Annotated in this window: 21 protein-coding genes; 3 read left to right on the top strand and 18 right to left on the bottom strand. The window is 43.8% G+C overall.

Translation table 11 applies throughout. The annotated features are described in order from the left end of the window. Positions 1 to 15: 15 nt before the first annotated feature. The 18 genes from rpsP to U5O15_10805 all read right to left on the bottom strand — a co-directional run bounded on the left by rpsP (position 16) and on the right by U5O15_10805 (position 18,724). Complete coding sequence (rpsP, locus tag U5O15_10890; GenBank protein ID MDZ7861146.1) at positions 16 to 666, bottom strand: 30S ribosomal protein S16; 651 nt, start codon at positions 664 to 666, stop codon at positions 16 to 18. Positions 667 to 693: 27 nt separating this feature from the next. After that, positions 694 to 2,016 carry a signal recognition particle protein gene (gene ffh / locus U5O15_10885; protein ID MDZ7861145.1) on the bottom strand — a complete coding sequence of 441 codons (1,323 nt, stop codon included), beginning with the start codon at positions 2,014 to 2,016 and terminating at the stop codon, positions 694 to 696. Between the two features lie 88 nt (positions 2,017 to 2,104). Continuing rightward, a complete protein-coding gene (gene rpe, locus U5O15_10880; GenBank protein MDZ7861144.1) occupies positions 2,105 to 2,788 on the bottom strand; it encodes a ribulose-phosphate 3-epimerase in 684 nt (227 codons plus the stop codon). After that, complete coding sequence (locus U5O15_10875; GenBank protein ID MDZ7861143.1) at positions 2,760 to 3,509, bottom strand: PASTA domain-containing protein; 750 nt, start codon at positions 3,507 to 3,509, stop codon at positions 2,760 to 2,762. The genes rpe and U5O15_10875 overlap by 29 nt, the downstream gene beginning before the upstream one ends. A gap of 55 nt (positions 3,510 to 3,564) precedes the next feature. Then, positions 3,565 to 4,500 (bottom strand): methionyl-tRNA formyltransferase, encoded by a 936-nt coding sequence (fmt, locus tag U5O15_10870; GenBank protein MDZ7861142.1) that lies wholly within the window; start codon positions 4,498 to 4,500, stop codon positions 3,565 to 3,567. Between the two features lies 1 nt (position 4,501). Next, the gene (def, locus tag U5O15_10865; GenBank protein ID MDZ7861141.1) at positions 4,502 to 5,020 is read right to left on the bottom strand and encodes a peptide deformylase; all 519 of its coding nucleotides are present in this window, start codon (positions 5,018 to 5,020) and stop codon (positions 4,502 to 4,504) included. Between the two features lie 53 nt (positions 5,021 to 5,073). Then, entirely contained in the window at positions 5,074 to 5,397 is a 324-nt protein-coding gene (yajC, locus tag U5O15_10860) for a preprotein translocase subunit YajC (protein ID MDZ7861140.1), read from the bottom strand. Positions 5,398 to 5,421: 24 nt separating this feature from the next. Beyond that, positions 5,422 to 6,525 carry a tRNA guanosine(34) transglycosylase Tgt gene (gene tgt / locus U5O15_10855; GenBank protein MDZ7861139.1) on the bottom strand — a complete coding sequence of 368 codons (1,104 nt, stop codon included), beginning with the start codon at positions 6,523 to 6,525 and terminating at the stop codon, positions 5,422 to 5,424. Positions 6,526 to 6,560: 35 nt separating this feature from the next. Beyond that, positions 6,561 to 7,616 (bottom strand): tRNA preQ1(34) S-adenosylmethionine ribosyltransferase-isomerase QueA, encoded by a 1,056-nt coding sequence (queA, locus tag U5O15_10850; GenBank protein ID MDZ7861138.1) that lies wholly within the window; start codon positions 7,614 to 7,616, stop codon positions 6,561 to 6,563. A gap of 26 nt (positions 7,617 to 7,642) precedes the next feature. Beyond that, positions 7,643 to 8,677 carry a Holliday junction branch migration DNA helicase RuvB gene (gene ruvB / locus U5O15_10845; protein ID MDZ7861137.1) on the bottom strand — a complete coding sequence of 345 codons (1,035 nt, stop codon included), beginning with the start codon at positions 8,675 to 8,677 and terminating at the stop codon, positions 7,643 to 7,645. A gap of 22 nt (positions 8,678 to 8,699) precedes the next feature. Further along, positions 8,700 to 9,302 (bottom strand): Holliday junction branch migration protein RuvA, encoded by a 603-nt coding sequence (gene ruvA / locus U5O15_10840; protein ID MDZ7861136.1) that lies wholly within the window; start codon positions 9,300 to 9,302, stop codon positions 8,700 to 8,702. After that, positions 9,299 to 9,793, bottom strand: coding sequence for a crossover junction endodeoxyribonuclease RuvC (gene ruvC, locus U5O15_10835; GenBank protein ID MDZ7861135.1), 495 nt, complete (start codon positions 9,791 to 9,793; stop codon positions 9,299 to 9,301). The genes ruvA and ruvC overlap by 4 nt, the downstream gene beginning before the upstream one ends. Positions 9,794 to 9,870: 77 nt before the next feature. Beyond that, a complete protein-coding gene (locus tag U5O15_10830; protein MDZ7861134.1) occupies positions 9,871 to 10,626 on the bottom strand; it encodes a YebC/PmpR family DNA-binding transcriptional regulator in 756 nt (251 codons plus the stop codon). A gap of 21 nt (positions 10,627 to 10,647) precedes the next feature. Continuing rightward, the gene (gene fusA / locus U5O15_10825; protein ID MDZ7861133.1) at positions 10,648 to 12,738 is read right to left on the bottom strand and encodes an elongation factor G; all 2,091 of its coding nucleotides are present in this window, start codon (positions 12,736 to 12,738) and stop codon (positions 10,648 to 10,650) included. A gap of 115 nt (positions 12,739 to 12,853) precedes the next feature. Continuing rightward, a complete protein-coding gene (locus U5O15_10820) occupies positions 12,854 to 13,588 on the bottom strand; it encodes a YIP1 family protein (protein MDZ7861132.1) in 735 nt (244 codons plus the stop codon). Positions 13,589 to 13,779: 191 nt separating this feature from the next. Next, positions 13,780 to 14,856 (bottom strand): PDZ domain-containing protein, encoded by a 1,077-nt coding sequence (locus tag U5O15_10815; protein ID MDZ7861131.1) that lies wholly within the window; start codon positions 14,854 to 14,856, stop codon positions 13,780 to 13,782. A gap of 259 nt (positions 14,857 to 15,115) precedes the next feature. Further along, a complete protein-coding gene (locus tag U5O15_10810) occupies positions 15,116 to 16,372 on the bottom strand; it encodes a glycosyltransferase family 2 protein (protein ID MDZ7861130.1) in 1,257 nt (418 codons plus the stop codon). Positions 16,373 to 16,705: 333 nt separating this feature from the next. Then, on the bottom strand, positions 16,706 to 18,724 hold the full coding sequence (locus tag U5O15_10805) for a two-component regulator propeller domain-containing protein (GenBank protein ID MDZ7861129.1): 2,019 nt from the start codon (positions 18,722 to 18,724) through the stop codon (positions 16,706 to 16,708). 337 nt (positions 18,725 to 19,061) lie between these two features. Here U5O15_10805 and cysQ point away from each other — a divergent pair, with 337 nt between their 5' ends. Genes cysQ through U5O15_10790 form a run of 3 tightly spaced genes read left to right on the top strand, consistent with a single transcriptional unit; the run spans position 19,062 to position 20,577 of the window. Continuing rightward, positions 19,062 to 19,823 carry a 3'(2'),5'-bisphosphate nucleotidase CysQ gene (cysQ, locus tag U5O15_10800; GenBank protein MDZ7861128.1) on the top strand — a complete coding sequence of 254 codons (762 nt, stop codon included), beginning with the start codon at positions 19,062 to 19,064 and terminating at the stop codon, positions 19,821 to 19,823. Between the two features lie 33 nt (positions 19,824 to 19,856). Further along, positions 19,857 to 20,429 (top strand): adenylyl-sulfate kinase, encoded by a 573-nt coding sequence (locus U5O15_10795; GenBank protein ID MDZ7861127.1) that lies wholly within the window; start codon positions 19,857 to 19,859, stop codon positions 20,427 to 20,429. Next, positions 20,404 to 20,577, top strand: a complete 174-nt coding sequence (locus U5O15_10790; GenBank protein MDZ7861126.1) for an adenylyl-sulfate kinase — start codon at positions 20,404 to 20,406, stop codon at positions 20,575 to 20,577. The genes U5O15_10795 and U5O15_10790 overlap by 26 nt, the downstream gene beginning before the upstream one ends. Positions 20,578 to 20,587 lie beyond the last annotated feature (10 nt).

The following is a 20,587-nucleotide window of genomic DNA, read 5'->3' as shown; positions in this document are numbered from 1 at the left end:
CAGGGAAGAAAGAGATTAATCCTCTTTTGTTTCCTCTTCAGAAGATTTATCGGATTCATCTGAGGAATCAGTTTTCTCATCTTTGCTTTCTTTCTCCTCAACCTTCTTCTTCACATTTTCCTTTTCGTTCTTTTCTTCCTTTTTCCCCTCAGCGGCCGATTCTTCCTTCTTTTCAGCTTCCGGGGATTCTTCTACTTGCGCCTTTTCCTCCGCTTTCCCCTCAGGGGCCGATTCTTCCTTCTTTTCAGCTTCCGGGGATTCTTCTACTTGCGCCTTTTCTTCCGCTTTTTCTTCAGCGGGCTTTGCTTCAACTTTCTCTATCTTTTCTGTTTTAGGCTTTTTGCGGGGTTGTTTTTTTCTTCTCTCCTCGATCACACTATCAAGTTCGGTGATCTTAACACCCTCTTTGAGAAGTCTCCATTTTTCGAAAACCCCTATTCGCTTGAACAAACTCGATACATTCTCAGAACATTGAGCGCCTTTATCGAGCCAGCTATAAACTTTGTCATAATCAATATTTATATCTTCCGGCTCGGTCATTGGATCATAATATCCCAACATTTCTATGAACCGTCCGTCTCTGGCTCTTCTTGAATCAGCGGCCACAAAACGATAGAAAGGCTTCTTTTTCTTGCCCATCCTTTTCAATCTTATCTTTACAGACAAATCCAACCTCCATTAAAACTGAAAAAATTAGTTCAAGGGAAACCCTAAGGGATTCCCTCCTTTTGTCAACTTTGAAAAACGTTTTACCATTTTTTTCATCTGAGCGAATTGTTTCAACAAACTATTGACTTCTCTCGGGCTGCTTCCACTGCCCTCGGCAATTCTTTTTCGACGTGATCCATTTATGATGTCAGCCGAACGTCTTTCTTCCAGGGTCATCGAGTTTATTATTGCCTCTATCCTTTTTATCCGGTTCTCATCAATATCGTCCGGCGATACTCCACACTTCATACCCGGAACCATGGCGGCAAGCTGTTCAATAGAACCCATCTTTTTAAGACCCTGAAGTTGGTCGAGGAAATCCTCCAGGGTAAAAGCGTTCTTCCTGAATTTACGTTCCAGCTCCTCCGCCTTTTTCTCATCCATAGCCTCCTGAGCTTTTTCGGCCAGGGACAGAATATCACCCATTCCAAGTATTCTGCCGGCCATCCTGTCAGGATAAAACCTTTCCAGATCCGCTACTTTCTCCCCCACAGTAACAAATTTAACTGGCACGCCTGTAACAGCCTTAACAGAAAGAGCGGCTCCGCCTCGGGCGTCTCCATCCAATTTGCTCAACACAATACCGGTGAAATCAATTTCTCTTTTAAACTCTCCGGCCACATTAACGGCTTCCTGCCCGGCCATGCTGTCAAGTACCAGCAGCGTTTCTGTGGGTTTTAAAACATTCTTTACAGCTTTGAGTTCATTCATCATCTCTCTGTCAATATGAAGTCTGCCTGCCGTATCGACAATCAGAGTATCAAACAGTTCCTTTTTCGCTTTCTTTACGGCGTCTCCGGCAATCTTTTCAGCCGGAATATCCACTCCCGGAGCGTAAACGGGAATTCCGGTCTGCTCTGCAAGGACACGAATCTGCTCCACAGCGGCAGGACGGTGAATATCGGCTGCAACAAGTAGAATTTTTCTTCCCTTTTTTTTCAAAGAAGCCCCGAGTTTGGCTGTAAAACTGGTTTTACCCGCCCCCTGAAGTCCGCAAACCATCACGCACGCGGGGGCTCCGGACAAATGAAAAGAAGAGACTTCACCGCCTAAGACTCTTACAAGTTCTTCGCGCACAATCTTGATTATCTGCTGATCGGGAGTAAGACTGTCAAGCACCTTTCGTCCCAGCGATCTTTCTCCCACTCGTTTAACTAACTCTTTGACAACTTTATAGTTAACGTCAGCTTCAAGAAGGGCTCTTCGAACCTGCTTCATCGCTTCCTGAATATCTTTCTCTCTTATTTTGCCGCGTCCTCGCAACTGCTTGAAAACACGCGCAAACTTATCGGTCAAACTCTGAAACAAACCGTTCTCCTATCAGTGCTGTAAATAGCTAAAATAACAGGATTATATTCTGTTAGCAAGTATAAATCAAACAGGTGAAAGGTATATATTATCCCCTGATAGACAGTATTGATGTATTATAATCTTTACTTTTAAAAATGGCGGTTCCAGCTACGAGGATCTGCCCCCCGTTTTCCCTTACAGAGGCGGCATTGGAACCTTTTATCCCTCCGTCAACTTCAATTACATAGCGCAAGCCGCTTTTTTCTCTGTAATCCGACACTTCCTTTAATTTTACAAGAACTTCATCAATAAGACCTTTCCCCCCAAAACCCGGATAAACAGTCATAACGAGCAGGAGATCAACACAGTCAAGCAGGTGTTTGAAAGCGGAGAAAGGGGTGTCAGGATTTACTGCCAGACCTGCCCGGCAACCAAGATCCCGTATCATCTTGACAACTTCCCGGTGACCGGACTCTAAAACTTCGAAATGGAACGTAACCGCACTGCTTCCCGCTTTTATAAAGCGCTCTATATATTTTTCGGGATCCGTTATCATCAGGTGTGTTAAAATCGGAACGGTCGCGAGTTTTGATATCGCCGTAACAATCATGGGACCAAATGTGATATTGGGAACAAAATGACCATCCATAACATCAATATGAAGAAAATCAGCGCCCGCTTCCTCAACACGGCGTATTTCACTTTCCAGAACGCTGAAGTCAGCTGCAAGAATAGACGGCGCTACGGCAACACCGCCCTTATCATTTAACAGTTGATACAGTGATTTCAACAGTTTCCCCTTCTTTTATAAACGAACCCGCGGGCGGCTTTTGAGCAAGAATCGCGTCCGGAAAATCCGCTTTCGCCCTCCGGTTGGTAACACGTCCTATCTCGAACCCGGATCTTTCCAGTCTATCCTTTACAAAAGGCATATCCATCCCAACAAGATCGGGCATGAGAAAGGTCCTTGGAATCCCATATATCATTAACAGCAGATCAACCTGTGATCCAACAGGAACTTCAGATCCGGTGCTTGGAGAAGATGCGATAACAGAATTCCTGCTGTCTTGATAAGAAAAAATCCTGGATACTTTACCTCTTCTTATGCCCGCTCCCTGCAATGTGAGCCATGCCTGCCTCAGGGACTGGCCTTCAAGATCAGGCACAACAGTCATTTCCCGCCCTTTGCTCACTACTACCTGAATCGTCCTTCTTTCCTTTAAGCCTTCGCCCGGCCCGGGAACCTGACTTATAACAGTCCCTTCAGACACACTCGGTGAATGTTCTTTCGCTGTTATCTTGATTCTGTATCCGGAATCTCTGCACTTCGATCTTGCAGATTCCACAGAAAGCCCTCTGACTTCAGGAATCAGCACTACATCCCTTCTGCCAACAAGTTTAGGCTTGATGAACGAATTAAAAACTATTATTCCGACCAGAAAAGCTGCAACAACCGCGAAACTGTAGAATAATATTTTTCTGAATAATCCTTTTTCTCTTTGCTTACTCATCTGATAAAAACTTCCCTCGATCTTTCCGCCGGTATAATAATTATAATAAATTTGTTCACTCAGGTCCGCGGAATCTTTCCCCTCTCTTCATGTCAAACCCCCTTAAGCAGGGCTCAGCTTCCAGAGACCGTCTTCCTTCTATCTGGAGTTTCTTTATCTCGAGAGCTCCCTTTCCGCAAGAGACAACGAGCCGATCTGAACACTGAAGAACAGTCCCCGGGGGGCAAGGCCTCTTAATCAAATCACAGGGCCAGGCATCTTTTACTTTTATGTACTTACCACGGAAGTACGAGAAACTGCCGGGCCAGGGATTCATCCCTCTTATATGATTGTAGACTTTTATAGCGTCTTTATCCCAGGGTATAAGCCCGTCTATTTTCTTAAGCGGGGGGGCAAAACTTTTCCCTTCCTCCCTCTGGGGCACAGGTTCTATCCTGCCGGCATCTATTCCGGAAAGAGTATCAATAAGCAAGGACGCGCCCGCGCCGGCAAGTCTGTCAAAAAGCTCACCAGCTGTTTCCTCAGGGTCAATTCCTACAACTTCCTGAAGATAAACAGGCCCCGCGTCAACTTTTTTCTCCATCGAGATAGTTGTTACTCCTGTAAAAGAATCCCCGTTTACAACAGCTCTGTTAATAGGACTCGCTCCCCTGTAAGAAGGAAGCAGAGAAGCGTGGAGATTCACACACCCCCTCGAGGGCATCTCAAGAACACTTTCGGGAAATATCAACCCAAACGCGACTACAACAAAAAAATCAGGCTTCAGACCGACAAGATCATTCTTAATATCACTGTCATTAAAACTGCTTATAGCCCTTACCGGAACATCGTTCTCTTCAGCCAACCTCTTTACCGGAGTTGAAACGAGTTTCTTCCCTCTTCCGGATACTCTGTCCGGTTGAGTTACAACAAGCGCCGGTCTGTAATCGGACCTCAGAAGCCGTTCCAGTGTTGGAAGAGAGAAATCAGGTGAACCGAAAAAAACAACCATTTTATCCCTTACTGGCGCTTTTCCGGGAAAGTTTCCTCAATTTACCCCGGATCATAGCTTTCTTGGCAAAAGAAAGGTGATCTATAAACAGTATCTTATTAATATGATCAACCTCATGCTGGATTATTCTGGCCGGAAGGTTATAAAACCTGCATCTTTGTTCTTTCCCCTCTAATGTCTGATACTTAACCTCCACTTCCAATGCCCTCTGAACATCCCCCCTTATATCAGGGATACTGAGGCAGCCCTCCTCCATCTTCTCAGATTCATCGGAAGAAGCGATTATCTCCGGATTAACCATTGCTTGAATCTTAGGTGAATTCTCAGGATCAGTATAAAAAACAATTATCCTTTTACATATACCAACCTGCGGAGCGGCAAGACCGACACCCCGCTCGGAAATCATTATGCTTTTCATTCTTCCGGCAAAATCTTCAAGTTCAAGACCAAAGTCCACTACAGCCTCGGCTCTGGTTCTTAATACCTCAGCGCCGTATGTTTTTATTTCCATAGATTTCATGAATTTGCCCTCCTTATCTCGACTACTTATAAGACAGGGGGTTATATTCTGGGTTATTCTTCCTTCTTCTCCAATACAGTAGCAACGGCAGTTTTAACAAGCTCCACCTTTACGTCATCTGAAATTTTTATGACGATAATATGATCTTTAACATCGACTACTTTTCCATGAAGCCCTCCATTGGTAACTATCCTGTCGCCTCTGCTTAGCTTCGAGACCATATCCCTGTGTTCTTTCTGCTTCTTCTGCTGAGGTCTGATAAGGATGAAGTAAAAAATTACGAAGATGGCTACAATTGGCAGAAGATTTACCAAAAGAGATCCGCCGCCTTCACTTCCTCCCGCGCCAGCACTGTACAAGAACATCAGATAGGACATCATTCCTCCCTTTTTAAAGTATAACTAGTGATTATCTTTCTTATTATAAAATTCCTCCCTCCACTGGAGGAAAGAACCTTCTTCAATAGATTGCCTTATTTCGGCAAGCAAATTCAAGTAAAAATAAAGATTATGGTATGTGGAAAGGCGCGGACCCAACAATTCGCCCGCCATAAAGAGGTGCCTGAGATAGCTGCGCGAATAATTCCTGCACACCTCACACTGGCATTCCGGGTCTAGCGGACCGAAATCATCCTTGTTAGCAGCGTTTTTAAGGACGACTTTGCCGGTCGATGTAAATACCGTTCCATTCCTGGCGTTTCGCGTAGGCATAACACAATCAAACATATCCACTCCTCGGGCAATTGCCTCAACGAGGTCTTCAGGAAAACCAACTCCCATTAGATACCTCGGTTTCTCTACAGGAAGAATATCAGCAACTAACCGGGTAATATCAAGTAATTCATTCTTTGGTTCGCCAACAGACAATCCTCCTATCGCGTATCCCGGAAAATCAAGGGCTGTTATTTCACTCACAGACCGCTCTCTCAAATCGGGAAAGACAGATCCCTGCACAATACCGAAAAGCGCCGGACGGCTGTCATCAACAATACCTGCGGAACTTATATGCTCGATACTTTTTCGGGCCCAGAGAGTAGTCCGTTCCAGGGCGTCTTCCGCCCTTTCCCTTCCGCACGGATATTCAACACACTGGTCTAATACCATAATAATATCCGCTCCTATATCAAGCTGTATATCCACTACCCTTTCCGGCGTGAACATGTGTCTTGATCCGTCTATATGGGATTGAAATTCTACTCCTTCGTCGCTGATACGGTTTAAATCAGCGAGACTGAAAACCTGATACCCGCCGCTATCGGTCAAAACCGGCCTGTTCCAGGACATAAACTTCCCGATACCGCCCCCGGCGGATATTATATCCTCGCCCGGTCTCAAATGAAGATGATATGTGTTGGCAAGAATTATATCCGCGCCAATCGCACGCAGATCCGCCGGCGAAAGGGTCTTTACAGTACCAAGAGTGCCAACCGGCATAAACACGGGAGTATCTATCCCTCCATGGTCTGTTTCTATATACCCCCTCCTCGCCCCATTATCCGTATTCAACAATTTAAAACTGAAGGACACCCTTTAAATCCCCTTTACTGGATAAACATCACGTCACCATAACTATAAAAGCGAATACCTCTTTTAGCGGCCCAATCGTAAGCATAAAGCATATTTTTCCTGCCCGCGAAAGCTGAGACAAGCACGAAGAGGCTCGATCGCGGTAAATGCAGATTCGTAATAAGAGCGTCTGTGATTCTGAATTTGAACCCGGGAGATATAAACAGTCTCGTGCCGCCGGTTATCCAGATCTCTCCGTCTTTTTCATCTTCCGTTCTATCTTCAATTACTCCCGCCGCGAGAGATTCCAGAACCCTCGTAGTGGTAGTACCAACGGCAATTACCCTGCGCTTATCCTTCTTAGCCTGTTTTATTTCATTCCAGACTTTCTTTCTTATTTTAATATATTCATATGATAATTCGTTTTCCTCAACGACCTCGTTCCTCAACGGCCTGAAAGTCCCCGGCCCCACATGAAGAGTCAAAGGCAGAACAGAACAACCCTTCCATTTGATCTTTTGTAAAAGTTCGTCCGTAAAGTGAAGCCCCGCCGTCGGCGCCGCGACAGACCCCTTATTAGAAGCGTAGACAGTTTGGTAACGTCTTCTGTCAATCTCCTCACTCTCCCTTTTTATATAAGGAGGAAGCGGCATCAAACCGTATCTCTCAATAAATTCCCATTCGGAGGTTTCTACCAATAGTTTTATTTCCCATTCCCCCCCTCCCACTTCCCTTACTATCACAACCGAATCCCCGTCCTCCCCCACAAGTATCCGGTCACCTTCCTTGATACGCTTCGAGGGCTTAACCAGAGCAGTCCAGGCTTTTTTACCGGTCTGTCTGATCAAGAATATTTCAACACGCGCCCCCGTTGGCTTTCTACCGTATATTCGAGCGGGGATTACTTCTGAATCATTAATCACCAGAAGGTCACCGACCCGCAGATACCTCGCAATATTAGCGAAACGGGTTTCTCTAATACCTCCGTGTCTCCTGCCGAATATAATCAATCTGCTCTCTTCGCGGCTTTGGGAAGGATACTGCGCAATAAGCTCGTTGGGTAAATTGTAATCAAAATCACTTAGTTTCATTCTATTATCTTCTACATATAAACTGATTAATCACTGAATATGTCGCCTTGTTTCCCATCCCGCCCCGCCCGGTCAAGCCCGAGATGTTTTATTCCAGCTTCGGTAATTACACGCCCTCTTGACGTTCTCTGCAGAAATCCCTTCTGAATCAGGAATGGTTCATATATATCCTCTATTGTATCGACTTCTTCAGATACCGCTACGGCTATGGAATTAATACCAACCGGCCCCCCGGAAAACTTTTTAGTGATAATTTCGAGAATATTTCTGTCCATTTCATTCAAGCCCAGGTTATCTATCTTAAGTTTATTCAGTCCGTATTCCACAATATCTTTATCAATACGACCGGTGCCCTCTACCTGCGAGAAATCTCTTACCCTTCTCAGAAGCCTATTTGTTATTCTCGGAGTACCTCGTGAACGGCGGGCTATTTCGGCCGCGCCTTCATCATCGATACTGATTTCCATAACACGCGCCGACCGCTTAGCTATAGATAATAAATCCTTCGTGGAATAATAGTCCAGTCTTGCTACGATTCCGAATCTGCTTCTCATTGGAGAAGTTATCATGCCCGCCCGGGTAGTTGCTCCGACAATCGTAAAAGGCTCTATGGAAAGTGAATAATATCTGGCGTGAGGTCCTTTATCAACAACCAGTTCGCATTTAAAATCTTCCATCGCGGGATAAAGATGCTCTTCGACTATAGTGTTTAACCTGTGAACCTCGTCTATAAACAACACATCTTTCCGCTCGAGCTGGGTAAGGATAGCTATCAACTCGGCGGGCTTCTGGAAAACAGGTCCTGATGAAACATTGATATTCACCCTGAGTTCTTTTGCGATGATATGAGCCAGTGTTGTTTTACCAAGTCCCGGGGGACCGTATAGCAGAACATGATCCAGCTGTTCATCTCTCTGCCTTGCGGCCTCGATAAATACGGCAATATTTTCTTTCAATTGCTTCTGACCGACAAACTCGGAAAGAGTTTCCGGCCTGAGCATCGATTCTACTCTTCTATCTTCAGGTGTCACTGAAGAATCTGTAAGTCCATTTTCAGTCAAAAACAAATCACCCCATTTAGTCCTATAAGCTTCTTCTAAGCAGCTCTCTTACAATATCTTCAACTCCCGGTAAATTGGAAATATCTTCGGATGAGAGACTGTTAATTGCCTTTTGAGCGGAAACTCTTGTAAATCCCAGAGAACACAGAGCGGCTGTTACTTCTTCTACCATATCATCATCCTCGGTAACAGCGCTTGCCCGGGAATCCGCACCGTATTCTCTCGCATCGATCTTATCTTTCAGCTCCAGAATGATTCTTTGAGCCGTTTTCTTTCCAATTCCCGGAAAAGCGGTCAGGGCGGAAGCCTTCTCCCTGCATATAAAACCGGCAAGTTCTGAAGCAGTGCTCGCCGAGACAATACCCATAGCCACCTTTGGGCCTACTCCGCTTACACCGAGCAGGGAAAGAAAAATCGATTTATCCTCTTCGCCGGCGAATCCATAGAGTACAATCGCGTCTTCACGGACATGCATATATGTAGAGAAAGATACAGTTTCGCCTTTAGGTCCCAGCTTCCTCAAAGTTCTCGAAGGAACGAAGAGCTCCAGCCCCACACCGCCGGTTTCAATGATAACACTCGCTTCTTTCTTCGCGGTTAATATCCCTTCAAGGGTTGCTATCAAATCAGTCCTCCCAGTTTGCTGGAAATTCTTAATATATGACAGAAGGCTATCGCTATTGCATCCGTTTCATCCGCCGTCTCAGGTTTATGTTTGAGCTTTAATAATTTATCAACCATCGCGGCAACCTGTCTCTTCGTGGCTGCTCCCGTTCCAACAACACCGCACTTAACTTCTCTGGGTGAATACTCAAAAATATTCTTGCCGGCCTGTACGGCTGAGAGTAAGATCACACCCCTGACTTCAGCTAGAGAAAAAACACTTTTAACATTTCTCGACATAAAAATACCTTCTACGGCAACGTCGTCAGGATCAAATTTACGGAGGATTTTATCCAGACCATTCTTCACCATCAAAAGCCGTTCGGGACGAGGAGTTTTTCTCTTTACTCTAATAATACCCGAACCCAGACATACAATTTCACGTCCCCGCTTTTCCAGCAGACCGTATCCGGTCACGTAGCTTCCGGGATCAATGCCAACTGTTATGGGCACAATTTAACTCCTATCAAGCAACTCAACCGCCTTAAATGCTTCTGGGTTGGCAGACAATACCCGGTCAAATCTATTTGTCAGATTTCTTCTTCAACTTCACTTAGGATTTCATCAGGAATATCAAAATTCGCGCTTACCCTCTGCACATCATCCTGATCCTCCAGGGAATTGATTAATTTCAATACACTGACGGCATGGTTTCTGTCCAGCTCAACAGTAGTGTTTGGTATCAGGGAAATCGCGGCCTCCTGACATTCTATTCCTTCTTTAACAATTTCTTTATGAAGTTTTTCGAAATTCTCCACGGGAGATATTAATTCATAAACGTCCTCATTTGATTCAATATCTTCAGCTCCGTTTTCGAGGGCAATTTCATATATCCGCTCTTCATCAGCCTGGGATTTATCGATCACGATCACCCCTTTCTTCTTGAACAGATAAGATACGGAATGGGGTTCCCCGAGGTGACCGCCGTATTTTGTAAAGAGATGCCTTACTTCAGCGCTTGTTCTATTTTTATTGTCAGAGAGACATGTCACAAAAACGGCCACTCCCCCCGGCGCATACCCTTCAAACGCGCAAGCTTCATATGTTACTCCGGGAAGTTCTCCGGTACCTCTCTTTACCGCCTTTTCAATATTATGCTTCGGCATATTATTGTCATTGGCGTTTTGGATGGCAGTTCTAAGAGCTGGGTTTGAATCCTCGTCTCCCCCGCCTTCCTTGGCGGCAACTACGATCTCCCTTATTATTTTTGTAAAGATCTTCGCTCTTTGAGCGTCAGCTTTCCCCTTTTTCCTCTTTATTGTACTCCATTTAGAATGTCCGGACACCGAATGCCTCCCGCAAAGTTATTAATCACTCTCTTCATTCTCCATCTCTGACTGAGCTATTACCTTCTGAGCCTGATCATGCGGAACAGTTTCATAATGAGAAAATTTTCTTGTGTGGCTGGCTCTGCCCTGAGTCATGGACCGAAGGGAAGTAGAATATCTGTATAAGTCAGCGAGTGGTACATGGGCCGTAATCTTCTGCCGCCCTTGTTCCTGTACAGTTCCCTGAATTTTACCTCTTCTCATTGAGAGATCACCCATCACATCACCCATATGTTCTTCAGGAACAAATACTTCAATTTCCATTATGGGCTCTAAAAGAACCGGCTTGGCTTCTTTCATAGCTAATTTAAAACCTTTTTTTCCCGCGGCCTTGAAAGCCGCGTCTGAAGAATCCACGCTGTGATACGATCCGTCATAGAGGGTCGCTCTCAGATCAACGATTTTATACCCCGCTAATACTCCGGCTTCCATAGCTTCTATAATCCCCTTTTCAACAGCTGGAATGTGCTTTGTCGGCACATTACCTCCCACTACTTCATTGGCAAACTCAAAACCTTCACCTCGGGAGCGGGGCTCAAGTTTCAAGTAGACATCACCATACTGACCTCTTCCGCCGCTTTGTTTCTTATGTTTCCCCCTTGCCGAGGCTGAAGCGGAGATTGTCTCAAGATACTCAACTTTCGGAGGAACCATCTCCACATCCACATTATATCTTTCCTTCAATCTGCTTAGTATTACGTCAAAATGCTGTTCACCCTGCCCGGAAAGTATAGTCTGTCTTAACTGCTGGTTGCTCTCGATAGTGAAGCTTATGTCTTCTTCGGCCAGTTTGTTCAGTCCCATACCAACCTTGTCCATTTCTCCCTTCACTTTCGGCACAATCCCGGTTCGTATCGAAGGAGAAGGACACTCAATTTCGGGAACCAGAACCGGGTCACTCTTGTCGCAAATTGTAGTATTTACCTTTGCTGATTTTAGTTTCACAGCCGCGCCAATATCACCGGTCGGGATAGAATCGGTATCCACTTTTTTCTTGCCATTCATAAAAAACAGCTGGCCTATCCGTTCAGAGGATTCCTCGTTCGCGTTGTACAAATCCTGGCTCCCCGCGACTTCTCCCGAGAAGACCTTAAGGTAGGACAAATCACCGATATCTTTCTCTGAGAAAGATTTAAAAACAAAAGATATAACAGGCGAATCCTCATCAGCTTTTACCGTTTTTATATCATCTGAAGAAGGAGTTTTCACCTCTATTTCACTTCGCCACTGAGGCGAGGGCAGCATTTCTATGATCAAATCAACAAGCTGTTTAACCCCAATATTGTCAGTTGCTGAAGTAACAACCATAGGCGCGAGAGTTCCCTGATTACAACCCGCTCTTAATCCTCGGACTAGTTCTTCATCGCTCAGCTCGCCGGATTCAAGAAACTTCTCAAGGAGAGAATCATCTGATTCAGCAGCAAAATCCTGAAGTTTCTCTCTCCACTTCTCGACCTCATCAGACATCTCGTCAGGAACATCCTCTTCCTTGAAATTTCCTGTCGAGTCCTTAGAATATACATAAGCCTTCTTATTCAATATATTTACAACACCTTTGAATTCCCCGCCCTGCCCAATCGGAAGCAGAATAGGCATAACTTTCTTGCCTAGCTCCTCATGCGCTTCATTTACACATTTTTTGAAATCGGCATGCTCTTTATCCATTTTGTTTACACATACTATTCTCGGAAGGTTGTTCTTCTCCAGATAACCCCAGGCCTTTTCTGTTCCAGCTTCGACGCCATGCTCGGCGCTGAGTACAACAACCACCCCTTCGACAACCTTCAGCGCGGCTATCATCTGACCTATAAAATCATCGTAACCCGGAGTATCAATAAGGTTTATCTTTTTCCCGTTATGATCAACCGCGGTAATATTAGAAGAAACCGAAATTTTTCTCTTAATCTCTTCCGGATCTGAATCCATCACAGTGTTGCCTTCTTCAACCTTACCCATTCTGTTAATAACACCCTCATTATAAAGAACTGCTTCACATAAAGAGGTCTTCCCCGATGATTGATGACCGACAAATGAAACATTCCTTAATTCATTGATATTGTATTTCTTCAAAGATAACCTCCAATTCTTACAATAATTAACTATGGATTTCTGTATTAATAATCAGTAATCAGCGCCGGATTAGAACAACAATTTGACCGGTCCTGTTTTGACCTGCCTGATCAAATTATCCGATACTACCAAGCACCTTACTTAAATATAAAAATAACATCGTAATTATCCAGAGAATAACAACGGGAATTACCGATTTTTTTATCTCTATTCTGAAAATAGCTGCTATTCCAAGTGTCAAAACAAAATAATACCAGATACCAAAAACACTCAGGCTCTCAAGAAAAGCAGCCCAGAATCCTTCCAGGTCCGGGAATAAAGCAGCTAAGCTTAGAGAAATTCTGGCCCCCTCTGACGATTCAATAGCCTCAAGCCCTCTTGACCTTATAATAATCACGCTGATAATCTGTTCAACAATGGCAATAAAACCGGTAAAAGTCACAAGGCTCAATGATTTCCTGTAATCTGAACGCGCGCTGAGCAGATTAACCCCTATATTAACTATCCAGGCGTAGATTAGATAAATAACAAGTATCCCTACCGGAGCTAATATTAAACCGTAAGGACCGAATTTATCCATATTCTGTAACGCCCTGCTCAACTGTTCTTCGTTAAATCCTCTTTCATTAAGAGATAATACGTGACGCTGAATGGGCAGGCTGAACCATCCGATAATAATCTGAATTACCCCTAAAACAATAAAAGCCTTCCACCACTGAAGTCCGGCATCTATCCGCTTGAAGACTTTATTTGGCTCAAGGAAGATATCTCCGATAGAGGCAAGCAGGCCGCCGTTCTGAGTCTGTATTTCAACTCCTTGAGGCGCGTCATTATTTTCCATTTCATCCATTTTATACTCCCCGATTTAAAGCTGGTTTCAAAAGGATCAATACATATCTGATTTTAGACAGACTAAACAATAGACTACTCTGCCCCTACTGTCAAAGGGTTTTCAACCGGGGATAAAGTAATATTTTAGGTAAAAAAACAGGGCCCGCTTTATACGGCGAGCCCTGTGGGGGGGGGTTGATATTAATTCTCTTAATCCTCAAGTTCTTTCAGACGGTTCTCAATATCTTTGATCCTCTTTTCAATATCCTCTAGATTCTTTCGCAAAGATTTCTCTGTTTTCTCCTTGAGGATAACAATTTCTTCATTTAAAGATTCAAGGTCTTTAAGCTTATCTTCAAAATCCATACACTCTTTTGTTATTATGCGAAATTTTCGTTCGCCATCGGGGACTTCAAGTTTGTAAATCTTTTTTTCTGGAATCCTAAAGCAATTGTGGTCGCCGAGGTCTTCGGGTGTGAAATGAAATTCTTTTTTCTCCCCGCGGCGAAGGATAATCAGTTTGAACTCTTCTCTGCAATCTCTAAGGACTTTGTGATATTCTTCGAGAGACTCTATCTCTTTACCAGACTCTATCTCTTTACCCTTTATCCCAACTATGATATCGCCACTCTTAATACCAGCTTTATCCGCCGAACTCCCTTCTTTAACACCAGTTACTAGAATACCTTCATCTTCATCCACGTCAAAATAATGGGCCATATCCTTATCCAGATCAGAGAGCTCAAGACCTTCAATGCTGCTTCCCCTAAAATACTTGTCTATAACGCCGCCTACAGACCTGCCGATTCGCTTGCCCATCTTTCCCATCTTCTCAGCATATTCATCCCAGTCGTAGTCAACGGTGTAAGAATTATGCTTCTTGCTTGTAAGCTCGACATCAACCCTTTTTCTGTCTCCCCCTCTGAAAAAAACAATCTCAACTCTGTCACCAGGGTTTTTTTCACTCACCATGCGGGAAAGCCCCTTTGTATCATCTACCTTGATGCCGTCAAAAATATAGATAATATCATCGCTTTTCAATCCGGCTTCCTCTGCCGGACTGTCATCGATTACATCCTTGATGAGAACACCCTTGCTGTAGGGATATCCTTCATCTTCGACGGTTTCTTCTGAGATATCTGACATATAGATACCAAGGAACGCCCTTTCACTGTCTTTATCCTCACCGGAAACAACAACGCTGCTTCTTTCGGCGTACGCGCAATTGGCAAAAGAAAGTGAAATTCCGATAAACAAGATAATACTTACTAACCCTGCACGCTTCATATCCTTTTCCTCCTTATTACTGATCGAACAACGGTTGATGAACACTTTTCCCATATCTTCTTCTATCCATATATATTCCCGAACTCGGAAAAAGTTTCAATTTCGGCTCTAAAAAGTAAAGAGGACACGCGCAGCACCCGCTTTAAAAGGTTTTTTTCGCAAAGCTCCTCCAGGGCGTGACAACCAGTCTCACATACAGAGGAATGCTATATAAGTTAATTTAGCCGGGGCGCGAATAGAGCTTTAATCGGCTTAGAAATCAAGTAGTCTTTTCAAACCTCTTGCTCCACTTTTTATCCCGGGATAGTGAAGAACTGTCTCTAGCGCTTAGAATCTCTGCATCCTTATCATAGGAGAGGGATTTTTGGATATCTCTTGTCGTTTCAGCTTTATCCCAGACCGAGAATCTCCTGCCGGAAATATATGTGACAATCGCTAAAAGAGCGGCTGTGTTTACCATAACGAAATAGAAGGGAATGTAGATGATCTTTTGCTGTTTTGCTTCTCCCTCAATAAAGAGCCCAGTAAATGCCAGAAGGTAAAAAAGAGACTGAAGTATAAAAAGACTTAAAAATAAAGGTTCATCGGCGAGAAATAGATTCACCGTAAATAAAACCGGGAGTATCGGCCCAATCCACCATCTCAACAATTTTCTTGAAACGAATTGAAAAATTTGGCCTGGTCCGCAAAAATTCTTCCTCAGATACCCAAAACCTGTCAATCCGCGTATTATTATCCGGTATTTTCTCTTAAATTCTTCAGTTAATAAAGTGCTTACCTTCTCAGTGGCAACTGCTTCGGGTTCATAAATCACTCCAAAACCTTGTGAAAGTATGTCGGCCGGTATCTGAAAATCATTCGCAATATCAACAGATACTGAGCGGTAGAGTCTCCTCCTAATTGCGAATATGGTCCCCGTTCCAACTAATACTGATTTCAATCTGCTCTCAAGCCTGTTAAGAAATGATTCATATCTCCAGTAAAGGCTTTCCCCTTTACCTACATTGGACTTACCGTCGATGTATGTCAAATTACCGATAACACATCCAATATCGGGGTCTTTAAAATTACGCACAAGTTTGCCGACAGCATCCTTCCTGTAGAAAGCATTGGCGTCTGAGAAGACGATAATATCATCTTCAAGCCCCACTATAGCTCTATTAAGAGTAGCGCTCTTGCCGCTCCTTTTTTCAAATGCCTTGAGGTGCACATTCCTGCCCGCGTATTCTCTGACAATTTCGTTAGTGCCGTCATCGGAAGCATCGCTGGCTATAACTATTTGCAGTTTATCCTCAGGGTAGTCAAGCTGGAGACTGTTTTCGATCTTATCTCTTATAATCCTGCTTTCGTTATGAGCCGAAATAATAAGGGCGACAGTCGGAATGTCATAACTGTTATCAGTCTTTGATCTTTTCCTGAAAAGGCCGGCGATAAAAAGTACAAGTGGATACCCGGCATATATATAAAGTATTACAGAAAGCAATGATACAAATACTATCTTTAAGAATAACTCCATCTTTTCTCCGAGGCATTAGCCGGCAAATGCTGATGCCACATTATAACTTATTGTTAAATAATATGAAAGCAGTGAACATAAAAAACACGCTATACTTTTCCTTTTTATAAAGCAAGTTTTATTTTTTCAACTTCAAAAAGAAAACTATAGCGAATTTTCTATACAGATACCTTTCTTATTCCGTTCATTAAATATATTCACAAAATATTAGGATGTCAACATCAGAAAAAGCCCTATGCTTTGAATTGAGTTTAGAACATCCTTAAAAGATTCGCCACATCAAAGGTTTACGCCTATTTTTAGTAACCGGAGGGAAACACTTTCATAAGAAACTTAGTTCGGCTTTTTGTTTTCCGCGTCGGGAAAATAGATAAACCTGCCGGCACCTTTACCGCGGGTACCTATCCAGATTCTACCGCTTGGATCTTCATGGAGCGAAAGAACCCCCTTGCCTGAAAACCCCGACAGAACTTTTAGATGCCGCCATTTATTTCCGCTTAGAATGAAAATCCCGTTTTCCTTCGTACCCAGCCACAAATCTGATCTTTCAGTTTCTATTAATGCTGACGGAGATATTTTATATCCCGTTTGAGGTAGATCAATTCTGGACCATTTACCTCTATAATTGAAATAGATTCCATCATCACCGGCGATTACCACATTCCCGGAATTATCCCTTCCCAGGCACCCGCCTCCGCTGGAGAAGGTTCTGCCGCCTGAGCCTGAAAGAAGATAAATATCAGGGTCATTTAAAATAGTTATATCTTTATTTATCCCTCCGCGAAAAACAGCTTTACCCGTACCGGGACCAAAACGCTGCCAGCCGCTGTCTGAATAACAGGCTGTTTCACCGGCAGCTGTAATAACCCACGGTTTTCCCGACCGGTCAAAAATAATATCTTTTATGGCGTTCCCCGGAAGTCCATTTTCAACTGTATAATGATACCATTTACCGCCGTTAAAGTTCAGGACTCCGCTTTCGAATGTTCCAAACCATACACCTTTTCCGGAATCAGCCGCCACAGAGGTGAAATACTCCGTCGGAAGCCCGCTCCGCCGGTCAAAAATCTTCCACGAATCTCCCGAGGACCGCAGAATTCCAAAGCGGGTAGTAATCCACATACGGCCCGTGTCTTCGACCGCGATATCCGTCACGGATTCTGAATAGTAGTTATCGGGCAGGGATAATCTGGTAAGGTGTTCCCCTAGCTTGAAAACACCGTTACATGTAACAAAATAAATCAGATCCTTATACCCGTATATCTCTGATACCCGCGAGGCTGGAAATCCCTGACGGAGCCTGAGCTCACGAGAACTGTCCCGGTCGAGAATTATTATTGTCCCATCGTCTGTTCCGAGATAAGTTCTGCCGGAAAGATCATGATGAATCGAAAGAATATTGTACTTGTTAAGAGGAATACCGGGAATCCTGTATCTCGTCCAGCCCGAACCGTCATAGTAACTCAACCCCTCACTCCCCCCGGCAATCAGTTTCCCGGTAAGATCGAGACTGAAGGAATTAATATCCCACCCTGGAAGTCCGTCCCTGTCTGTATAATTAGTGACACTGCCAAATTTATATCTGGAAACTCCCTGCCTGCAAACAGCTATAAAGAGATTTTTCCCTTCATCAAAAGCAAGGTCGTTTATCGAGCCGATCGGTATATTATTTCCGTACCGCATAGATTCCCATTTAAAACTGTCGGCGTAACAAATACCGCTTGCCGTTGCGAACCATATCCTGGAAGCTGTTTCTTCAACGATTTTCAACACCCTGTTATCCATAAGGGAATCTTTTTCGGTAAATACGGTCAGGGAATCCCCTGAAATATAACCGCACCCGTTTCCATAAGTGGATATCCATATCTTTCTGCTTCCGACCGTTAGATCTCTTATTCTCTCAAAGAACGGATGGGTATGTCTGGTATAGTAATTCCAGGTCTGATTTCTGAAGGCAACCCCTTCATCACAACCGACCCATAACCTTTCATAGTCATCCACAGCGAGAGCTCTTACCGATAGAAAGGGAAAGTCCTGGGCGGCAAAGAGAGAATCACTTAAAGTATCTAAGGCAAATAATCCTCCCTCGGTTCCTATCCAGAGAGTATCATTAAGTGTGACCATTGCCCTTATCCTGCTGGAAGGAGCAAATGAGGAAAATACACCTTCCTTATAAAGGGGATAATCGGTCTCCGGAGAGACAGAGGATATCGTGCCGCCTTTAAGCCATCCGGCCGTTTCAAACTGTTTTACACTTACAGCTTCATCCGGAAAGATGTCCGCCTGACAATAGGCGCAGTCTGTTATGCCGAGAAAACAAACAATAAGCAGAAATCCAAAAAATTTGGCCATAATCTGTTCTTCCGTCAGTAAACCCTTATAAAACAAACCTCTTTTAACCTTTCCCCCGAGCTTCTGAAACTTTAGTCGAATAATATTAATTTTTCAAGTAGATAGTAGAATAAAAGATATTCGTTAACAAGTATCAGTTAACGGCAATTATATCAAATGACCGCAAATACTGTTAAGTGGAAAGGGTCTTCAGGGCGCCGGGAAGTCTTTTCAACCGCTGATTGATATATAATAACCGGGGAAACCACCATAGCAAACACAATTGACCTTAACCGGTATCATTGCTATATTGTTATGGAAATTTATAAAAAGAATTCATAACCTCTATTAAATAATTATGAATGACTTAAAGACAGATATACTAATCGAAATAGCGGCTGAAGCCGGAAATAAGATCATGGAAATATACCGGTCGGGTGATCTAATGCGGGAGAAAAAATCAGACAACTCTCCTCTCACGCTTGCCGACCGAACGTCACACCATATAATAAAAAATCTTATCAACAAAAACTTTCCGGCAATCCCCATACTATCTGAGGAGGGCGTCTCAATCCCCTTTGAAAAGAGAAAGAGCTGGGACAAATTCTGGCTTATTGACCCTCTTGACGGGACGAAAGAATTTATCAAGGGGAATGGAGAATTTACTGTTAACATAGCCCTGATAGTCAAGAACCGGCCTGAAGCAGGTGTGATATACGCTCCCGCGCTGGATACTTTTTACTATACGGCCGAAGAGGGGGGCGCGAAGAAAATAGAGAATGGTAAAGGTCCCGTAAGTATAAGTGTTAACAAAAGCAATAATAAACCCCTTACAGCGGTTACGAGCAGATCTCATTCTTCAGAAGAAGAAAAACAGATTCTTACCGGTTATAACGTCGCAGAATCGATCGCAGTGGGAAGCTCTCTGAAATTCTGTATGGTAGCAGAGGGCAAGGCGCAAATCTACTATCGAGGGGGACCTACTATGGAATGGGATACCGCTGCGGGCCAGGCAGTGGCGGAACACGCGGGCGCTGAAGTTAAAGGATTAAGCTACAATAAGGAAGTGCTCAGAAACGGCCCTTTCCTCGTAACTTCCATAGACTTACCCGTGCGGTGAGGGATTTTCGGAAGATAGAGTAAATGAGAAAATATGCATAAGGATTCAAAATTTCGATCGATAATGAAATCCGCCTCCTATCGTTTCCTTACAACACTGACCACATTCTCGCTGGTATGGATATTTACCGGGAAATTGACGGTCGCCTTTGGAGTAGGCGCTCTGGAAGTAATAATAAAATTACTTATCTATTTCTTTCACGAACGCCTCTGGGAGAAGATAAAATGGGGCAAACAGGAGATCGAACCGTTCGTTGTCTGGATCAAGGGGTTATCCGGAGCCGGAAAGACTGAAGTGGCAAAAATCGTCGTGGAAAGACTGCGCGAAAGAGAACTTAAAACAGACCATCTTGACGGTAAAACAATCCGGAAAATTTTTCCGCGTACCGGTTTTACAAAACCGGAAGTCAACAGGCATATAAAGCGCGTGGGGCTGCTGGCAAGCAGGCTCGAGCAAAACGGCGTGTTTGTCATAGCATCATTTATTTCACCGTACCGCGAGTCGCGTGATTTTGTAAGAGATCTATGTAATAATTTTATTGAAGTCTATTTGTCTACTCCGCTTAAAGTCTGCGAAGACCGTGATCACAACAAAACTCTACAGTAGAGCAAGAAAGGGAGAGATAAAGAATCTGCCGGGGGTCGATGTGAGGTACGAAAAACCTGTAGGTCCAGACCTCGATATCGACGTAAGCAGCAGAGGAATTGAGAAAGCTGCAGATGATATAATTAAATACCTTAACCGTTTTATGTAAGGAGACTCAA

This window comes from Candidatus Krumholzibacteriota bacterium (genome assembly GCA_034520215.1).
GTDB lineage: Bacteria > Krumholzibacteriota > Krumholzibacteriia > Krumholzibacteriales > WJIX01 > JAGHBT01.
Note: the sequence above shows the minus strand (reverse complement) of the source record. Positions and strands in the feature narration are given on the sequence as shown.